Source organism: Rubritalea profundi, assembly GCF_002954445.1.
Lineage (GTDB): Bacteria > Verrucomicrobiota > Verrucomicrobiia > Verrucomicrobiales > Akkermansiaceae > Rubritalea > Rubritalea profundi.
This window is the reverse complement of sequence record NZ_MQWA01000001.1, coordinates 2,675,817-2,691,149: the sequence shown is the minus strand read 5'-3', so window position 1 is coordinate 2,691,149 and position 15,333 is coordinate 2,675,817. Positions and strand designations below refer to the sequence as shown.

The 15,333-nt window shown below is 48.3% G+C and carries 15 protein-coding genes; 8 read left to right on the top strand and 7 right to left on the bottom strand.

Features of this window, described 5'->3' with window-relative positions; translation table 11 throughout:
- Positions 1 to 68: 68 nt before the first annotated feature.
- On the bottom strand, positions 69 to 956 hold the full coding sequence (locus BSZ32_RS11810) for a TIGR01777 family oxidoreductase (protein ID WP_105043602.1): 888 nt from the start codon (positions 954 to 956) through the stop codon (positions 69 to 71).
- Positions 957 to 1,053: 97 nt separating this feature from the next.
- Between BSZ32_RS11810 and lptD the strand changes: the two genes are divergently transcribed.
- On the top strand, positions 1,054 to 3,369 hold the full coding sequence (gene lptD, locus BSZ32_RS11805) for an LPS assembly protein LptD (protein WP_105043601.1): 2,316 nt from the start codon (positions 1,054 to 1,056) through the stop codon (positions 3,367 to 3,369).
- Between the two features lie 14 nt (positions 3,370 to 3,383).
- Positions 3,384 to 4,022: an NAD(P)H-dependent oxidoreductase gene (locus tag BSZ32_RS11800; RefSeq protein WP_105043600.1), complete on the top strand. Its 639-nt coding sequence runs from the start codon at positions 3,384 to 3,386 to the stop codon at positions 4,020 to 4,022.
- Positions 4,023 to 4,116: 94 nt separating this feature from the next.
- On the opposite strand, the gene BSZ32_RS11795 is transcribed toward BSZ32_RS11800, so the two are convergent.
- Together BSZ32_RS11795 and BSZ32_RS11790 are read right to left on the bottom strand one after the other, a co-directional pair.
- The gene (locus BSZ32_RS11795; protein ID WP_105043599.1) at positions 4,117 to 4,668 is read right to left on the bottom strand and encodes a hypothetical protein; all 552 of its coding nucleotides are present in this window, start codon (positions 4,666 to 4,668) and stop codon (positions 4,117 to 4,119) included.
- Positions 4,669 to 4,704: 36 nt separating this feature from the next.
- Entirely contained in the window at positions 4,705 to 5,475 is a 771-nt protein-coding gene (locus BSZ32_RS11790) for a ParA family protein (protein WP_105043598.1), read from the bottom strand.
- Positions 5,476 to 5,795: 320 nt separating this feature from the next.
- Between BSZ32_RS11790 and BSZ32_RS18890 the strand changes: the two genes are divergently transcribed.
- The gene (locus BSZ32_RS18890; protein WP_165788808.1) at positions 5,796 to 5,957 is read left to right on the top strand and encodes a hypothetical protein; all 162 of its coding nucleotides are present in this window, start codon (positions 5,796 to 5,798) and stop codon (positions 5,955 to 5,957) included.
- On the opposite strand, the gene BSZ32_RS11785 is transcribed toward BSZ32_RS18890, so the two are convergent.
- Entirely contained in the window at positions 5,954 to 6,226 is a 273-nt protein-coding gene (locus tag BSZ32_RS11785; protein WP_105043597.1) for a hypothetical protein, read from the bottom strand. The genes BSZ32_RS18890 and BSZ32_RS11785 overlap by 4 nt on opposite strands.
- Positions 6,227 to 6,426: 200 nt before the next feature.
- On the opposite strand from BSZ32_RS11785, the gene BSZ32_RS11780 reads away from it, so the two are divergent.
- The 5 genes from BSZ32_RS11780 (at position 6,427) to BSZ32_RS11755 (ending at position 11,718) form a co-directional block, all read left to right on the top strand.
- Positions 6,427 to 7,368 (top strand): DMT family transporter, encoded by a 942-nt coding sequence (locus BSZ32_RS11780; protein ID WP_105043596.1) that lies wholly within the window; start codon positions 6,427 to 6,429, stop codon positions 7,366 to 7,368.
- Between the two features lie 456 nt (positions 7,369 to 7,824).
- Positions 7,825 to 8,772, top strand: coding sequence for an MBL fold metallo-hydrolase (locus BSZ32_RS11770; RefSeq protein WP_105043594.1), 948 nt, complete (start codon positions 7,825 to 7,827; stop codon positions 8,770 to 8,772).
- A gap of 116 nt (positions 8,773 to 8,888) precedes the next feature.
- On the top strand, positions 8,889 to 9,701 hold the full coding sequence (locus BSZ32_RS11765) for a D-alanyl-D-alanine carboxypeptidase family protein (RefSeq protein ID WP_105043593.1): 813 nt from the start codon (positions 8,889 to 8,891) through the stop codon (positions 9,699 to 9,701).
- Between the two features lie 4 nt (positions 9,702 to 9,705).
- Positions 9,706 to 10,854 carry an aminotransferase class I/II-fold pyridoxal phosphate-dependent enzyme gene (locus BSZ32_RS11760; protein ID WP_105043592.1) on the top strand — a complete coding sequence of 383 codons (1,149 nt, stop codon included), beginning with the start codon at positions 9,706 to 9,708 and terminating at the stop codon, positions 10,852 to 10,854.
- A gap of 84 nt (positions 10,855 to 10,938) precedes the next feature.
- Positions 10,939 to 11,718: a substrate-binding periplasmic protein gene (locus tag BSZ32_RS11755; protein WP_105043591.1), complete on the top strand. Its 780-nt coding sequence runs from the start codon at positions 10,939 to 10,941 to the stop codon at positions 11,716 to 11,718.
- Positions 11,719 to 11,726: 8 nt separating this feature from the next.
- Here the strand turns inward: BSZ32_RS11755 and BSZ32_RS11750 are convergent, their stop codons facing one another.
- The 3 genes from BSZ32_RS11750 to lnt all read right to left on the bottom strand — a co-directional run bounded on the left by BSZ32_RS11750 (position 11,727) and on the right by lnt (position 15,331).
- Positions 11,727 to 13,142, bottom strand: coding sequence for a sulfatase-like hydrolase/transferase (locus BSZ32_RS11750; protein WP_105043590.1), 1,416 nt, complete (start codon positions 13,140 to 13,142; stop codon positions 11,727 to 11,729).
- Entirely contained in the window at positions 13,139 to 13,309 is a 171-nt protein-coding gene (locus BSZ32_RS20375; protein WP_343125952.1) for a sulfatase-like hydrolase/transferase, read from the bottom strand. The genes BSZ32_RS11750 and BSZ32_RS20375 overlap by 4 nt, the downstream gene beginning before the upstream one ends.
- Positions 13,310 to 13,471: 162 nt before the next feature.
- Positions 13,472 to 15,331, bottom strand: coding sequence for an apolipoprotein N-acyltransferase (gene lnt, locus BSZ32_RS11740; protein WP_105043588.1), 1,860 nt, complete (start codon positions 15,329 to 15,331; stop codon positions 13,472 to 13,474).
- Positions 15,332 to 15,333: the final 2 nt, after the last annotated feature.

Genomic DNA, 15,333 nt, shown 5'->3' with positions numbered 1-15,333 from the left:
AAAAATCAACAAGTAGAACTTTCACAGCCTCTCTCAACTCTACAATAATAATTGGATTCTCAGTAGAATCATCTTTCACAAAGCTCTAAAAGGGCCGATTCAAGTGATTTAAAGTTCCACTTAAAGTCTAAGTCCTCCAATTTTTTAGGAACCACCCTCTGACTAGCCAGCAAAGCCTGTGAAAATTCACCCAAAATCACCCCTAAGGCTAAAGCTGGCACCGGGCATAATGCTGGCCGTCGGAGAGCTCTACTCAGAGCCTTTGTGAAATCAGCGTTGGTGACGGACTCAGGCGCTACAATATTGTATGCTCCTTCAGAACGTGAAGAGAGAGACAGAAATACCAGAGCTCTCACTACATCTTGCAAGTGAACCCACGGGAACCATTGCTTTCCAGAACCCAGTTTCCCCCCAACTCCAAACAAGAAAGTCTTTTTCATCTTTAACCAAGCATGTGACTCACGTCCTAACACCACTCCAATTCTAGGATGTACCACTCGACATCCACTAATAATTTCTTCGTGAGCAGCATGCTCCCAAGAGGAACAAAGCTCAGCAAGGTAGCCTTCACCTATATTAGATGATTCGTCTAGCGGCTCAGCCCCTCTATCCCCATAGATCCCCACTGCTGAAGTATTCAGCCATAGGCTCGGGCGCTCTTGAGCCGGTAACGCCTGCATCCAGCAGCGCAAATTTTGAGTTAATTCCACGCGACTCGCGTGAAACTTTGCCCGATTACCCTTTGTCCACCTCTGATCTATGGGCTCACCCGCTAGATTAATAAGTATATCCACTCCTATAAGGCAGCGCTCATCGAGCTCCCGCCACTCTTGATCGACCTCATCCCGTTTAGTGCGCGATATACGCACAACCCGCATTCCCAGCTCTGTAAACGCGCTAGCTACCTCTGAACCGATCAGTCCTGACGCGCCTATAATTCCAACTACTTTTTCCATTACTTATAAAGATGCCAATTCTTAGTTCTACGGTCAACTGATCAATTTACTCCTTTCATCTTTACTCGAAGGTCTATCAAAGGTCTAAATAACGCGCATGAACCGACTCCTTCCCAGCTTAGCAGCAATCCTCATCTCTGCTACCAGCTACAGCCATGCTCAAGGAGATGGTGACCTACAGTCTGGAGGGTTAGACCTACAACTTACTCCAACGATGCCAGACAATGTCCGCGTCACATCTAACAATGGAGCCGATTACAATGGAGAAACAGGACTTATACGCTACCTTGGAGGCGTTCAGGTCTATACTGACAATGGTATCCAAATTTTTGCAAAGCAGGCTCTTATTGATACTACTAAAGAGGTCATCCACCTCAACGGCGATGTAAGCATCTATCAAAATTCCACCTTACACCGGGGCTCAAAAGCCTCCTATAATTACGGAACCGAACAATTAGATACAAAAGAACTCAAAACTAGCATGGATCCATTTCTGCTAGATTCAGACACATTCACATCAGAAACTGTCGATGGAAAGCGCATCTTCATCGGTAAGAACGCTGGGCTCTCCACTCACGATAGACAAAATCCGAATTTTTGGATCCGAGCAAAAAAAATTGAAATTTACCCTGAAGAAGAAATCATCTTCAGAAATCTAAAGCTCTACGCTGGCGACACCCCTATATTTTGGCTTCCTTACCTCTCTCAATCAGTAGGATCTGAGCTAGGCTACCAATTCACCCCTGGTTCCAAGTCTAACTGGGGCCTATTTTTACTCAACCGGTACGGGATCATGTTAGGGGGAGAAAAAAACCCTGTGTCAGGGAGAAAGGAAGACCAATGGCTCCTTTCTGAGTGGCTTTTAGATTTTAGATCTAAAAGAGGCGTGGGAGTCGGCGTCGACTTCACAGACCAAAGGCTCGACGGTAACAGCAACCTAGGCTGGCTTAAAACTTATTATGCCGATGATACAGACCCATCGCTTTCACGCTCCTCAATTCCCCGTGAAACGATCGACAGTAATCGCTATAAAATTGAACTTAAGTACCGATTCGATTGGCAGAACACCCCATCAACCACAACGATCGTCGACACAAACCTCACTTATCTCAGTGACCGCTACTTCCTAGAAGACTTTGAGGAACGAAACTACACACTGAACCCTCAGCCAGATAATATCATAGGCATTCAGCGACGTAGTGATCAGTATCAGCTAGGAGCTTTCACTCGACTACAATTGAATGATTTTTATGAAGCTGACACACGCCTGCCTGAAATCTATTTAGACCACGCAAAGAGACCCATTTTCAACAGCTCGATTCTACACGAGGGATCCACTTCTATTGGCTGCTATAAAGAAGAGCTCGGTAAATCAGACCCAGTTCGTTTGCGCGCTGAAGCAGCAGATTCTTACACAACTCCAGAAAGAGAAAGTGAAATAGAACGACTCCTCAGTGAGAATAGTTTCGCTAGAATACATACCTATCAAGAACTCTCCCGCCCAATTGAAGTGGCTAACGGAGTCACTGTCACACCACGTGCCGGAGCCGGGTATTCTTATTATTGGGATGAAGGGGCAGATGGCAAGACACATAGCAGCCCTCACGGCTATCTAGGCCTTGATGCTGCGATGAAGTTCACAAAAAGCTACGCCTCTGTGCAAAGCAGACGCTGGGGCCTCAACGAACTTCTGCATGTTGTGCAGCCATACGCAAATATCTCAGTCCTTGCCACCAATGAGCTGAACGAAGACGACAGCAAGATTGATAGACTCACCCCAACCGAGCGCCCACGACCGATCGATGTGGCCCGTTTCACTGCGATTGACGATTACCAAAACTGGTCGATCGCACGCCTAGGTACACGTAACAATCTGGTTACCAAGCGTAATGGTCGAAGCCAGAACTGGCTCACCTTAGACTCGTATATAGACGCTTTCTTAAATGACCCTGAGTACGATCGAGATTTCTCAAACTTTTATAATGACTTACGGTGGAACCCAGTCCCATGGGGAAGCTTGAGCCTCAACACACAGTTCCCCCTCAACAGTGAAGGCTTCACTGAGATCACCACTAACCTCCTCTTCTGGCCCCACGAGAACATCGAGCTGAGTATTGGCCACAGCTACTTATCTAACCACCCAGTCATCGCCGACACTGACTTGATCCGCGGCAGAGCCTACTTTCGTATCAATCCAAAATGGGGGATCGGCACCTACCATCAATGGCAGTTTGATGACAACACTCTTGAACGGCAGGAATATTCATTCCACAGAAACTTTGAAAGTTGGACCGCTGGCCTCGGGTTCTACCAACGAGACAATCGGCTCAATAAAGAGTATGGTGCATTGCTAAATATATCACTCAACGCCATACCATCCTTGAATTTACCATTTAACATCGAAGCCCAATAGCAACACATTCTATCATGACTCCAACAACACTACTTGATGCGCTAAACTGGCGCTATGCCACCAAAGCCTTTGACCCGAGCCGAACGATCGCAAGTGAAGTATGGGACGCCATAGAAGAGAGTCTAGTCCTCACACCTTCATCCTTTGGGCTACAGCCCTGGAAGTTCATCGTCGTGACAGATCCCGACGTAAAGAAACAACTACTTCCACACTCTTGGAACCAGCAACAAGTTGTCGATTGCTCTCATCTTGTAGTACTTGCAGCACATGGCCCCATCGGTAACGCCGAGCTCGATACATTCATCGACACAACCCACGCCGTGCGTGGAGGAGAAAAGGAAAGCCTCACATTTTACCGTGATATGATGGGTGGCTTCATAGCTAACATGAGCGCTGAACAACTCATTGCTTGGGCAAAAAACCAAGTTTATATTGCTCTTGGTCAATTGATGGCGAGCGCTGCATTCCTCAAGATAGACGCCTGTCCGATGGAGGGGATCACACCTGCGGAGTACGACAAAATTTTAGGACTCGAAGGGACTGGATATTTCACTACCGTGGCCTGCCCTATGGGCTACCGCTCTAACGACGACAAATACGCGAGTTTACCCAAGGTACGTTACAGTAAAGATAAAATCATCCAACAGAGATAGCGCCAGATGAGCTAACGCTCTGACCTCTGGCCTGAGAGATCAGGCCAATTTCCAATCGTAAAAAAGCTGATGCATAATAACATCCGTCCTTTTCTTATTTTTCAACTTGATCTGGGGCACTGATCCCCTCAACCAAAGAGGAAAACTCTATGAGCTGAGAATCCTTGAGAAGATTCTGAGTGAGTAGACCAACTAACAAAGGTCCACGGGCAGTCATCACACTGATGAACTGCAAGAAACTCTCCGATGCCACTTTCAGCCTCAGGCTAGACGATTTTCCTTCTTCAAGTCGATGCCGGGTAGTAGCAGCCAAAACTGTTAGTTTAGTCCACTCTTCATTAGGCATTGCAGCTTGCAGGACATCTCCATCAAGGTTAACAACACAGAGCCCTTGGCAACGAGCATGAGCATTGAGCCAATCTCCTAACTCTGGAAGTGCTGCTTTGCGCACAACTGGAGTAATCACTCCTGTACGCTTCGCCATTTCACTCGCTTTAGCTAAGACCTTGCTCGCTGAGCTACGGATAAGTCCTTCACTTTTTGATGCTTCGACCTTTTTGGTTTGTTGAGCATCCGCTGGTGCCATTAGAGCTTTGGCTAGACGATTGAGTTCATCGACATCCAACCATGGGTTTATAGAATCCATATTAGTAAATTTATTTAACAGTTCAGACTACTCGCATTACAGGCTGAGACCAAGCTTTGATTCGATCTCCAATCTCAGTTCATCGAAGGCGCTAAGTAGTTTGGCTGAGCCTTGCAGCACGCCCACGGGAACACCTTTACCACTCGCTTTGAGGAAAAGTCCATCTCGAGGCACCTCTTCTTTCATCACCAGTTGCGCTGGGAGCAACTCACGTAATCCGTCAGCAGCCTCAGCGCTTTCCTGCACGTCGCGCTGAACCATTGTCAGAAGGACCCCAAGGATAGATAGTTTAGTGTTTTTCGCACGCAATTCGGTGAGGCCTTTGAGCATCTTAGGCACCGATCTGATACCCAACGGCTCAGCCTGCTGTGGGACTAACACTGCATCTGCAGCTACTAACACATCGCGTGTGATTCCAAATAAACCTGCCGCGCTGTCCAGAATACAGATATCATAGCCTCTCGATTCAGCCTCACCTAGAAAATCCTTCACTCTCTCCACCACACTTTCACTATAGCCACCACCAAGTTCGTACCCCTCCCCCTGTCCAGCAGGAATCATAGAAAGAGTCTTCATTCGTGTCGGCACAACAAGGCCATCAAAGGTCTGCTTTTGATCACCTAAGTAATCAAAGAATCCGAGCAGCTTTCTAGACTGCCGGGTGAGAGAGAGACCAACCGACCCCTGAGGGTCAGTATCCACGAGCAAGACATTCCACCCCGCTCTAGCGAAGGCAAATGCGAGATTGATAGATACTGTCGTTTTGCCGACACCACCTTTTTGGCTAGATACTACGATGCTTGTCATCTTTTCTGGAAAACCTATATAAAATGAGGCGCGCTAGCTTCACCTAACGCGCTGTATACGAGCGAAGCTAAACAGCGACCTGCGTGAGAGGAAGGATTTTCTCGAGCATTTACGCATACACGCTTTTGATCTAAACAATTCCCGTTCAGGCTCAACAGATTTAACCCCTGCTAAAACGAGTCTGCTAGGGTGTCGGAAATCATGCTATTTGTCTAAACAGTCGAACGGTAGAAGAAATTTGGCGCACAAAGCTGAAACCCTCGAAGCTCATCACACGCATTCTCGATTCGAACCAAGTCATTGCCCACACTGGCTGCCATGTGTTTTATCTCGAAGCTCTCGCGGGGAAAATTCTACGAGAGAACAAGCTAGCTGGATCGGGCTATGGTTTTTGCACCATCGCAATAAACCATACACCTGTAGTTCTCGCCAATACCGTAGTGAGCCATGCGATTGGTATCGAAGAAGCTAAAGACGACTAATAAAGTTCAGTCACATACTGCTCCTTTACCCCGCCGCCGACGACACGCACCAGATACACTCCTCGTGAGTCGAGTAACTTAGTTGGCTCAAAGTTGATGGTACTGCCGCAGCAATATATGTATTGCACCCCGATCTCGCGTCCATCAATCTCATCATTCCAGCTGATAGATTTGACCGGACGCGGCTTGAGTTTGTAAATCTCAATAAGAAGCTTAGATTTGGGTGGAGCACCCTCTGTTAGATAAAGCGACCAAGCATTCCCCAGCACACTGGCCTTGACAGGGTCATAGAATTTACTCTATTCAGCAAGAGATGCATAACGCATCTAAAGCACTCATGATTCTTGTACTCCGCTGGCTCGTTCCGGCGCGGGAGGAGGATGTGTGTGCTTAATGAGTGAATAAGAAAGCTCATAACCAACGTCAACCGACCCGCTTCGATCCTCGATGCGGGTCTTTTTTTGTACCTATGTCTGGACCAACCATACCAATATCATCGATCACCATACCATCCATGGTGATCTTAGGCTCCTTTTTGTTCTGCGCCAAAGGAATCGTTGTAAAGCTCATGTTCGCTGAGGGACTTACTCCTAGTGGCGTGATGGCTCTCCGTATGCTCACAGCTACGCCAGTGTTTATGATTATGCTGGCTCTGCGCTGGAAGAATATTTCTAAGATTAGCCGAAAGGATTGGGGATTGATGGCCCTCCTGTCGTTCGCTGGATATTTCCTTTGCTCGTTGCTAAATATGACAGGCTTGCAGTATGTAAGCGTTGGCTTAGAACGGGTGATCTTATTCAGCTATCCTAGCATCGTTTTGGCTGGATCTATCCTTTTCCAAGGAGCTCGACCATCTGGAAAAATGTATGCCGCCTGCGGATTATCTTGGGTTGGCCTCACATTGATTATCCGCGAGGAAATCAGCTTCGCTGGTGATGCTAGTTTGATATTATTAGGCTCAAGCTTAGTCTTACTCAGCGCAATCATCTACGCTGGGTACATTTTAGTGGCTAAACCCGTGATTCAACGTATCGGAGTACCGCTATACACTGGTATCACTATGGTGTTTTGTGCCATTACGATATTAAGCTACTTCAGCGTCAACGACGGAAATTTCCGCAGCTTATTCAGCTCTAACATAGTCATTGGCTACGGAGCTGCCATCGGCATTTTTGGTACAGTCATTCCATTACTCATGCTGTCCTATGCATTATCAAGAATCAACACATCGTCCTACGCCATAATCTCATCGATCGGCCCAGTAGCTACTATCCTAATCGCCACGATCTACGTGGGTAAAATGCCTGAAGGTTTACAATTGTTAGGCGTTTTACTCTCTGTCGCTGGAGGATTATTAGCCACCAAACAGGGACGCCCACCGAAGCCAAAGCTCCAACCAGCCAAGGCGTAGGCAGAGCATCCTTAAGATAATGCCAGATCCACAATAAGACCTCAGCGACTCACCTCGTTGAGCTCATCTACTTTTACCTTAACACCAAGTAAAATTAGAGGTGCCCTCGCAACTATGAGTCTGGGAAATTGGTCAATGAATATAGGATTGGGAGTGACCATCATAGTACACTTGCTCGGCCTATTGCACTGCCTGCATGTGTTGATTTATGTGAGGTCATCGCAGGGAGCCATTGCGTGGATGCTAGCTTTTTTGGTGATGCCGTGGATAGCCATTCCCTTTTTACTGGGTGACTGGAAGAACTAAGTTCGAGGGTTACGTGAAGGCGAGATGCCTGCTATGTTAGAAAAAGATTTCGCATCTGCCCGATTTATAGCGCACAATGCGCTAGAGGAGCGATCCTTCGGCTTTCGCATAGCTGCTCGAATCGCTCGCTTATTTTCACCAATTCTCTAGATGCCCAAGAAAAAGATAGCCCAAATGCGTAAAGACTACGCCGGACTTATGCCTAAAAAAGGCTGGGTCAAACGCAACATTCACTTCTTCGGCAAGCGAGTATTCACTCAAGTCTTCAAACGCCGACTTGGCACGACCAGCGAAGCGGTTCTTGACCCTCCACCTTCAGGAGTTGCACGTATCACTTGGATTGGCCACGCCTCCTTCCTGCTGCAGTTCGCCGACCATTCCGTGCTCATCGACCCGAACTGGGCGCACTGGCACGGCTTCGTAAAGCGTCAGCGCAACCCCGGGCTCGGGATCAAGTTTCTCCCACATATTGACCTCGTGCTAGTCAGTCATGCCCACTTTGACCATTTGCACAAAAAGTCGCTCAAAATTGTCGACTCCCGTGAAGGCATTGTGGTTCCTAAGGGCAGTGGTTCTTTGGTGAAGAAACTAGGATTCCACTCGGTCTATGAAATGGCACTTTGGGACGAACTTACTTTTTCAGACCTCACGATCACCCACACGCCTTGTCACCATTGGGGGGCTCGCTATTTACACGACACGCACCGCGACTACGGTGGCTACATCGTCAAATCTGGCAACCTTACTGTCTTCCACTGCGGTGATTCGGCTTACTTTGAAGGCTTTGAGGAGATCGGCAAACGCCAGCATATCGACATAGCAATCATGCCCATCGGCGCCTACAATGCCCCTAGTGGCAGAGATGTCCACATGAACCCTGAAGAGGCTGTCAAAGCGTTCCAAGAGCTAGGAGCCGAATTCATGATCCCGATGCACTACCGTACCTTCCCATTAGGAAATGAACCAGACCACGAGCCTGAAGAGCGCCTCCTAGCTGAAGCTAAAAGACTAGGTCTAGAAGACCGTATCATCATTCTTGATGAAGGTGTAGGTATTGAGCTCGAAGGGGAATTCAGTTCATCTGGTGAGAATATCTAAAAGTACCTTTGAGGCAGCTTGCCACTAGTCACCTAGTCTCCGCGTAATTCGGATCATTGTACGAGATAGTGAATTGAGCACTTGTATGTTAGTCATCCCACGTTGACACTAAATCCATGATTTGGCGTCTCTTTTCTATCCGTGCTCTTCAGGCACTCGCATTCCTCACCCTACTGACCTCGGGAGTTGTTCAGGCAGCAGCTCCATCGATCGGCGCCAAGCGTGCTATCGTGATCGACAACAACACTGGCCGCATTTTATACCAGAAAAATGCCCACGACAAGTGTGCGGTGGCTTCTACGCAAAAGCTTTTGACCGCACTCTGTGTGCTCGATGCAGGTTCACTCCGCAATAAAGTGGTGGTTCAGAAGACCGACACCTATTGTGAACCGACTAAGCTCTACATCAAGCCCGGCGACACCTACACGCGCCAGGATTTGCTCAAAGCCTTGGTCGTGAAATCTGGCAACGACATCGCTCGCGCATTGGCCCGTGATGTGTCTGGAAGCCAGGTGAATTTCGCCAAATACATGAACAAAAAGGCGAAGCAAATGGGGATGAATAATTCCAACTTCGTCAACCCGAACGGACTCACTGAGAAGGGCCAATATTCCACAGCCTACGACGTCGCGATCATGGCGCGCAATGCGTACAGCCGTCCACAAATTCGTGAGATGATGAAAATCAAAGGATATTATTTCCAATACGCTAATGGGTCAAAAAAACATCTCAAAAACACCAACCGCCTACTCACCTCAGTTCCCTATTGTAATGGTATGAAGACTGGAACTACCAACGCCTCTGGCCGCTGCCTCGTTTGCTCAGGCACTTACAAAGGTCGCACAGCTATTGTTGTGTGCCTCGGTGCCACCACCCAGACAATTTGGAAGGACTCTGAGAAGCTCCTGCGCTGGGCGCTCGAAAACTAAAGCCATGCGTAGTGCCGAAAAGGAACTGGCTGAGCTTGAAGCTGCGTCACTTAGACGGACCCTGCGTCCTGTGAACTCACAGCAACTCACTCATGCCCATATCGGTGGCAACAAATTACTCAATTTCGCGTCAAACGACTACCTCGGGCTTGCCAACCATCCCGCTGTGAAGTCAGCTTATATCGATGCTGTTGAAAACTGGGGAGCCGGCTCAGGTTCCTCCCGCCTCATCTGCGGGTCGCTCAAGCCACATGGGCAGTTAGAAAGCTATCTAGCCGAAGCCAAAGCCACGGAAGCTGCCATCGTATTTGCAAATGGCTATGCCGCATCCGTAGGCACCCTTTCTGGACTTTTACGGAAAGGCGACACGGTGATCTTGGACAAGCTCAGCCACGCCTCATTGATCGATGGAGCTCGGCTCTCAGGGGCGACCATCCGGGTATTTCCTCACAACGATCTAGTGAAGCTCGAAAAGCTACTTGTCTCAACCACAGCGAAGGCTGGTACTGATTCCAGAGTAGTCATCGTCACTGAGTCAGTTTTCAGCATGGATGGCGACATCGCACCCTTGCTAGAAATTATCGAGCTTAAGAAAAAATATGGAGTCCTCTTACTCGTCGACGAAGCCCACGGATTAGGTGTCTATGGCCCCAGCGGTATGGGTCTCTCCGAACACCTTAGCTGTAGCTCTGAAATTGACCTACAGTTGGGTACTCTCGGCAAATCCGCGGGCGTTGCTGGTGGCTACATTGCGGCTCGCCGTGATTACATTGAGCTGTTAGTCAACCGCTCCCGATCCTTCATCTACTCTACAGCTCCACCACCAGCACAATCTGCTGCTGCACTCGCTGGGCTAATGATTATTCGCTCAGAGGAAGGAACTGAGCTCAGAGCAAAACTCTGGTCAAATATCCAGACCTTTGCTGACCACACTCAGCGAGAGTTCCCCACCAGCGCCATCATCCCATGGCATGTAGGAGACTCATCATCAGCACTATCGCTCTCTCAGAAACTGCAAGAGCAACATGCCATACTAGCCCCCGCGGTACGCTTCCCCACCGTGCCTCTCAATACGGCAAGGCTTCGCATCACACTCACTGCAGCACATACCCATGCTAACATTGAGAAGCTCTGCAGCGCTCTCGGACATTGATCTACAGCTCAAGTTTCCTATTGCTCTTGTGTTGACTACAACCTCCTTGGGAGTTAGGTTATAGGGTGCATCTCCCCAATCCCCATGAAGCTACTCATTCCATTTTTCTGCCTCTGCCTGTCTTCTTGTGACAAGGCTGAGCTGGAGTCATCTCATGCGCTTGTCTCGAACCAGGACAAGCCAGCTTCCAACACGATTGTGGTAGCACTCGAAGAGAACGTAGAATGGGGACACTATCAGTTTATCCGCAACGGCCAGCACGTAGGGCTCGAACTCGACCTACTCAACCACATTGACGAACACAGCGCGTATGTATTTGAATACAAAGTCATCCCGTGGAAGAGGGCTATGAAAGAAGTCAGAGAAGGAACTGTAGACCTCCTCATTAGTGCCACAGCTAGCCCAAAGAGAGATGCTTTCTACGACTACACCGATGAGATTTATCAGATCAATCAGCTGCTGTACTTTGATAAATCACGTCACCCAAATGGGTTTCAATTCGAACAACAAAGTGAGATCTCAGCCTATCAAACAGGAGCAATCCTAGGCTACAATACCGATGAATTACAATTTACTGTGAGCCATGCTGGGTACAGACAACTCAGCGTGATGGCGCAGGCCGTAGAAAAGGAGTGGATTGATTTTGCTATCGCCTACTTAGAGTTAGAAAAGTTCAACAATCACATACCGGAACAATTCGATACCGTGATGATCCCAGATCATCCACCTCTCAGTTGCCATTGGCTGACATCCAATAAAAATCCACGACGAAAGGATATCCTTCAGGAACTCAATAAAGGGATACGGGAAATCAAGGCCAGTGGTCGCTATGAGGCTCTCGAGAGTGAGTACTCTCAGAGCTGAGTAGAGCATTATTCTAGGAGCCCTATACGCTCACTTGGAATATTCTCTAGAGAACCTGACGGAGTCTTCCACTGGAGACTCATAGCTGGCTTCCCTTTGGCTGATTGATAAATCACTTTGAGCGGATGCACTCCTTTTTGCAAATATATGGAACCCGAATTAGCTATCTCACCCGCACGGTAGTGAGAATCAGCATCGATCAGGACTTCATTATGAAGCCTCACCACGGCCTGGCCATTCGCAGCTAGCAAGAACTGGTATTCTCCGTCTTCAGGAGCAATCAGGTAAGTACTCAACTCTTGGACTCCTTCATTATCTTCAACAGCCAAGCCTTTCACTAGCTTATTTTCTCCTTTAAGGTCCTGGGTCATTGGAACCCATGGAAATTGCTCAGAAATAAGTTTCAATCTAACCTTCCCTGGTGACTTAATCTCTGAGGCCAGCGCGGGCACGAGTTGATTGTCATAGGGACGATTTGCGGAGCTATTGGCACGACGCGCCCGAAGAATAGCTGCCATGATATCCTCCTGTTGAGGAGCTTCGGCTTTACCTGCTAAGTTTTTAGTTTCCTTAAGATCCTTCAGAGTATGGTACACCTCAAATGGCTCATCACCATTTTTCACATTGGTCCGTACAGCCTTATAATCACCGATCAAAACGCTTTGCATCTGCCCATGTTTTTGCCCCTGTCGACTCGCTTCAAAGGCTTTGTATTTTGGAGTCGATCCACCAACAGAATACTCGACATAGACCGTCCCTTGCTGCTGTTCACCCTTACTAATTAGAGTCGGAACCAATGACACTCCATCAGAGAGCGCAGGTGCCGCCACTCCTGCTAGATCACAGAAAGTGGTCATCCAGTCGTGAAACTGTGAGGCTTGAGCGGATCGACTATTGTCCTTAATGTGCGAAGGCCAACGCACGAAAGTGGGCATCCGCACACCACCTTCCCAGAGATCACGTTTGGTCCCATCATATGGACCGTAAGTGGCGAGGTACTCTGGATTGTAGTGGCTCACGCCATCAGCACCACCTTCATGGTGGGTGCCATTATCTGAAGTAAAGACGATCAATGTATTTTCATCCACCTTGAGGTCTTTGAGTAATTGGATGAGATCACTGACCGAGTCATCGATACGCTTCACCATTGAGGCATGGCGCTTGGCATAGATTGGCCATGGCTTGCCGTCATTTCCTGTAGCACTTGCGACTAGAGGGTGGAATCCTTTATCAAACTCTCCAGCAGCAGTATTGATTTGTCCCTTACTCGCATCATCATTCCATTGCACACCACCGCTGAGACCGCCACCACTTGGGTAGTTACTCTTTGCTGTGAGATGTGACGTCGTAGGAATGCGCAGTCCCGCATGTGGAGCGGTGAATGATAGGTAGGTGAAAAATGGCTGTTTAGGATTTTCTTTCACGTGCTCGGTGATCCACTTTTTTGCTCGCGCGGTAAAGAGGCTCGTGATGGCGCACAGACTGGGGCGGGTGCATAGTGCCTACTCAGAATCATCCCCTCCTTGGCAAACTGATCCAGCTTGGGGGTGGTAAACTTCTGCTTACCCTGCTGTTGATTCTGCCACAACACACCCAAGTCCCCAGGTCCTAAGTCATCGCACAGAATGAACAGGATATTGGGTTTCTGAGATGCCTGACTCACAGTACTCAGCGTTAGGGAGCTCAATGCTAAAATCGGTAGAAGTAAGTTTTACTTATCAATAATATGTACAAAGCGCTGTAGTCCTTACAGCTACTTCTCACTTTTTAGACAAAAAGCTAGCGATCCCAAGTAAAGCAGTAAGCAGAACAGAGAAAACCAGTCGCCAAGCATTACGTAGATTGTCATCGTAGGGTTCTTCGGCACTTTTACTTTAGCGTATAAAGTTCCTTTGACAAATGGGTTCTCTGGCGTCCCTATCACATTAAACTGCCCCTCTTCATCCGCTTCCATGCTACCGATGACATCGACCACACCACTCACTCCGGTGTTAGCAGCTCGGGCCATCGGTCGGCGGATCTCGACTGCACGAAATTTTGAGTTCGCCATGTGCTGCAGTGTTGCTTCGCTAGTACCGAACCATCCATCATTGGTGATATTCACTAACATCTGTAATTCTGGCCGTGCGAACTTACGACTCAATCGCCCAACCGTATCTTCGAAACAAATACTCGGGATGAGTTGCACATTCTCCCCTCTGAGTTCCACTATCAATGGCTCAAAAGACCCGCTGCGTGAAAAGTTCTTCCCATAAGACATACCTGAGAACAGCTCGGCAACACTGCCTAAAAAGGGAATGTTAGGAATAAATTCACCAAAGGGGACGAGGTGATTTTTTCCATGCGTCTGAATTTGCGTAGTTGGGTACTGCTCTTCAACTGCTAGAGATGGGCCGGTCACGGCAAACACATTGTAGGCATCGCCATCTAGATTATAATAAATTCCCTCCTCCGACATAGTGCCAGAAAGTAGACTTGCTCCAAATACTGTTTTAAAATGGTTTTCGGCATAGATTTGATTAACCAATAAATCCTGGGTCAGCAATGGCATGTAAACCTCATCTACCTCTTCTAGGTACACGAGCGGCTGAGTAGTCGAGCTCTCGGGCATCACCAGTAAGTCTGGGTACTCAAGTTCCACTTCCTCACCTGTCGTCACGGCTTCAGCCATTTTAGCTAGATTCAGCTGCTCTATCTCAGCCAGCTTACGCTCAATGCTCTCTTGATAATCAATATAGTGCTCCGCTTCCAGTATCTCATCCCACTTGATCGACTGAAGGATATTCTCTTGGATAATAAGCACCCTAACATCGTGTGATTCCAGGTTTGAATAATAAGCCATCCGGTTGACCCCGTAGGCAAAAATCATCGCAATCACTCCAACTACGATTCCTATTTCAAAATGCGCCTGGAACTTTCCAGCGCGGAGTTCATCGATCAAGCGTCTGCCAGTCTGCAGCATCGTCGAGGCAAATAGCATCGGGAAAAATGCAATGCCAGTCACCCCCACAATATCAGCGATCTGCATCATCACTGGAACATCATGGAATGCCACGCCTAGGCCGTTCCAGCCAAAGCCCGTCATCAACCAACCGCGCAACCACTCTAACACAACCCACAAAGAGGCATGCATCACGGCAAAAACAACCACTCGGAGCGAATTCTTGACTCCCTCCACTATCTTCTTTGGAGCGTCCTCTCGCTCCACCATTTTCTTCTCAATAGCAGTAAGTTGCTTGGCATTCCGCGACCTCCATGGATTGCCAATGCTCGCAATCAGCGCCCCCCAAACTCCAAAGTACAGGGCTAGATAGAGACTGAGCATCAACCAGCCAAAGACAGCACCAGCCAAAGGCACAGTGGGCAACTCGCCCATCGCGATCAGCCACTTCACATTGATCAGCCAAAAAACGAGCCCAGCGAGCGCCCCCACTCGGAAGCCAAAACGTTTGCGTTTCCTCTCCGCGCCTCCAAGCCATAAGCCAATCATCAATGGGACTGGCCAAATCCAAACCAAGCCACTGGCAAACTCAAATCCAGGATAACACATCGCTAACAGAACTCCACTAAGAGCTGCGGCTAGGTAGGGCATGAGACTTTGAAATTTAGACATGG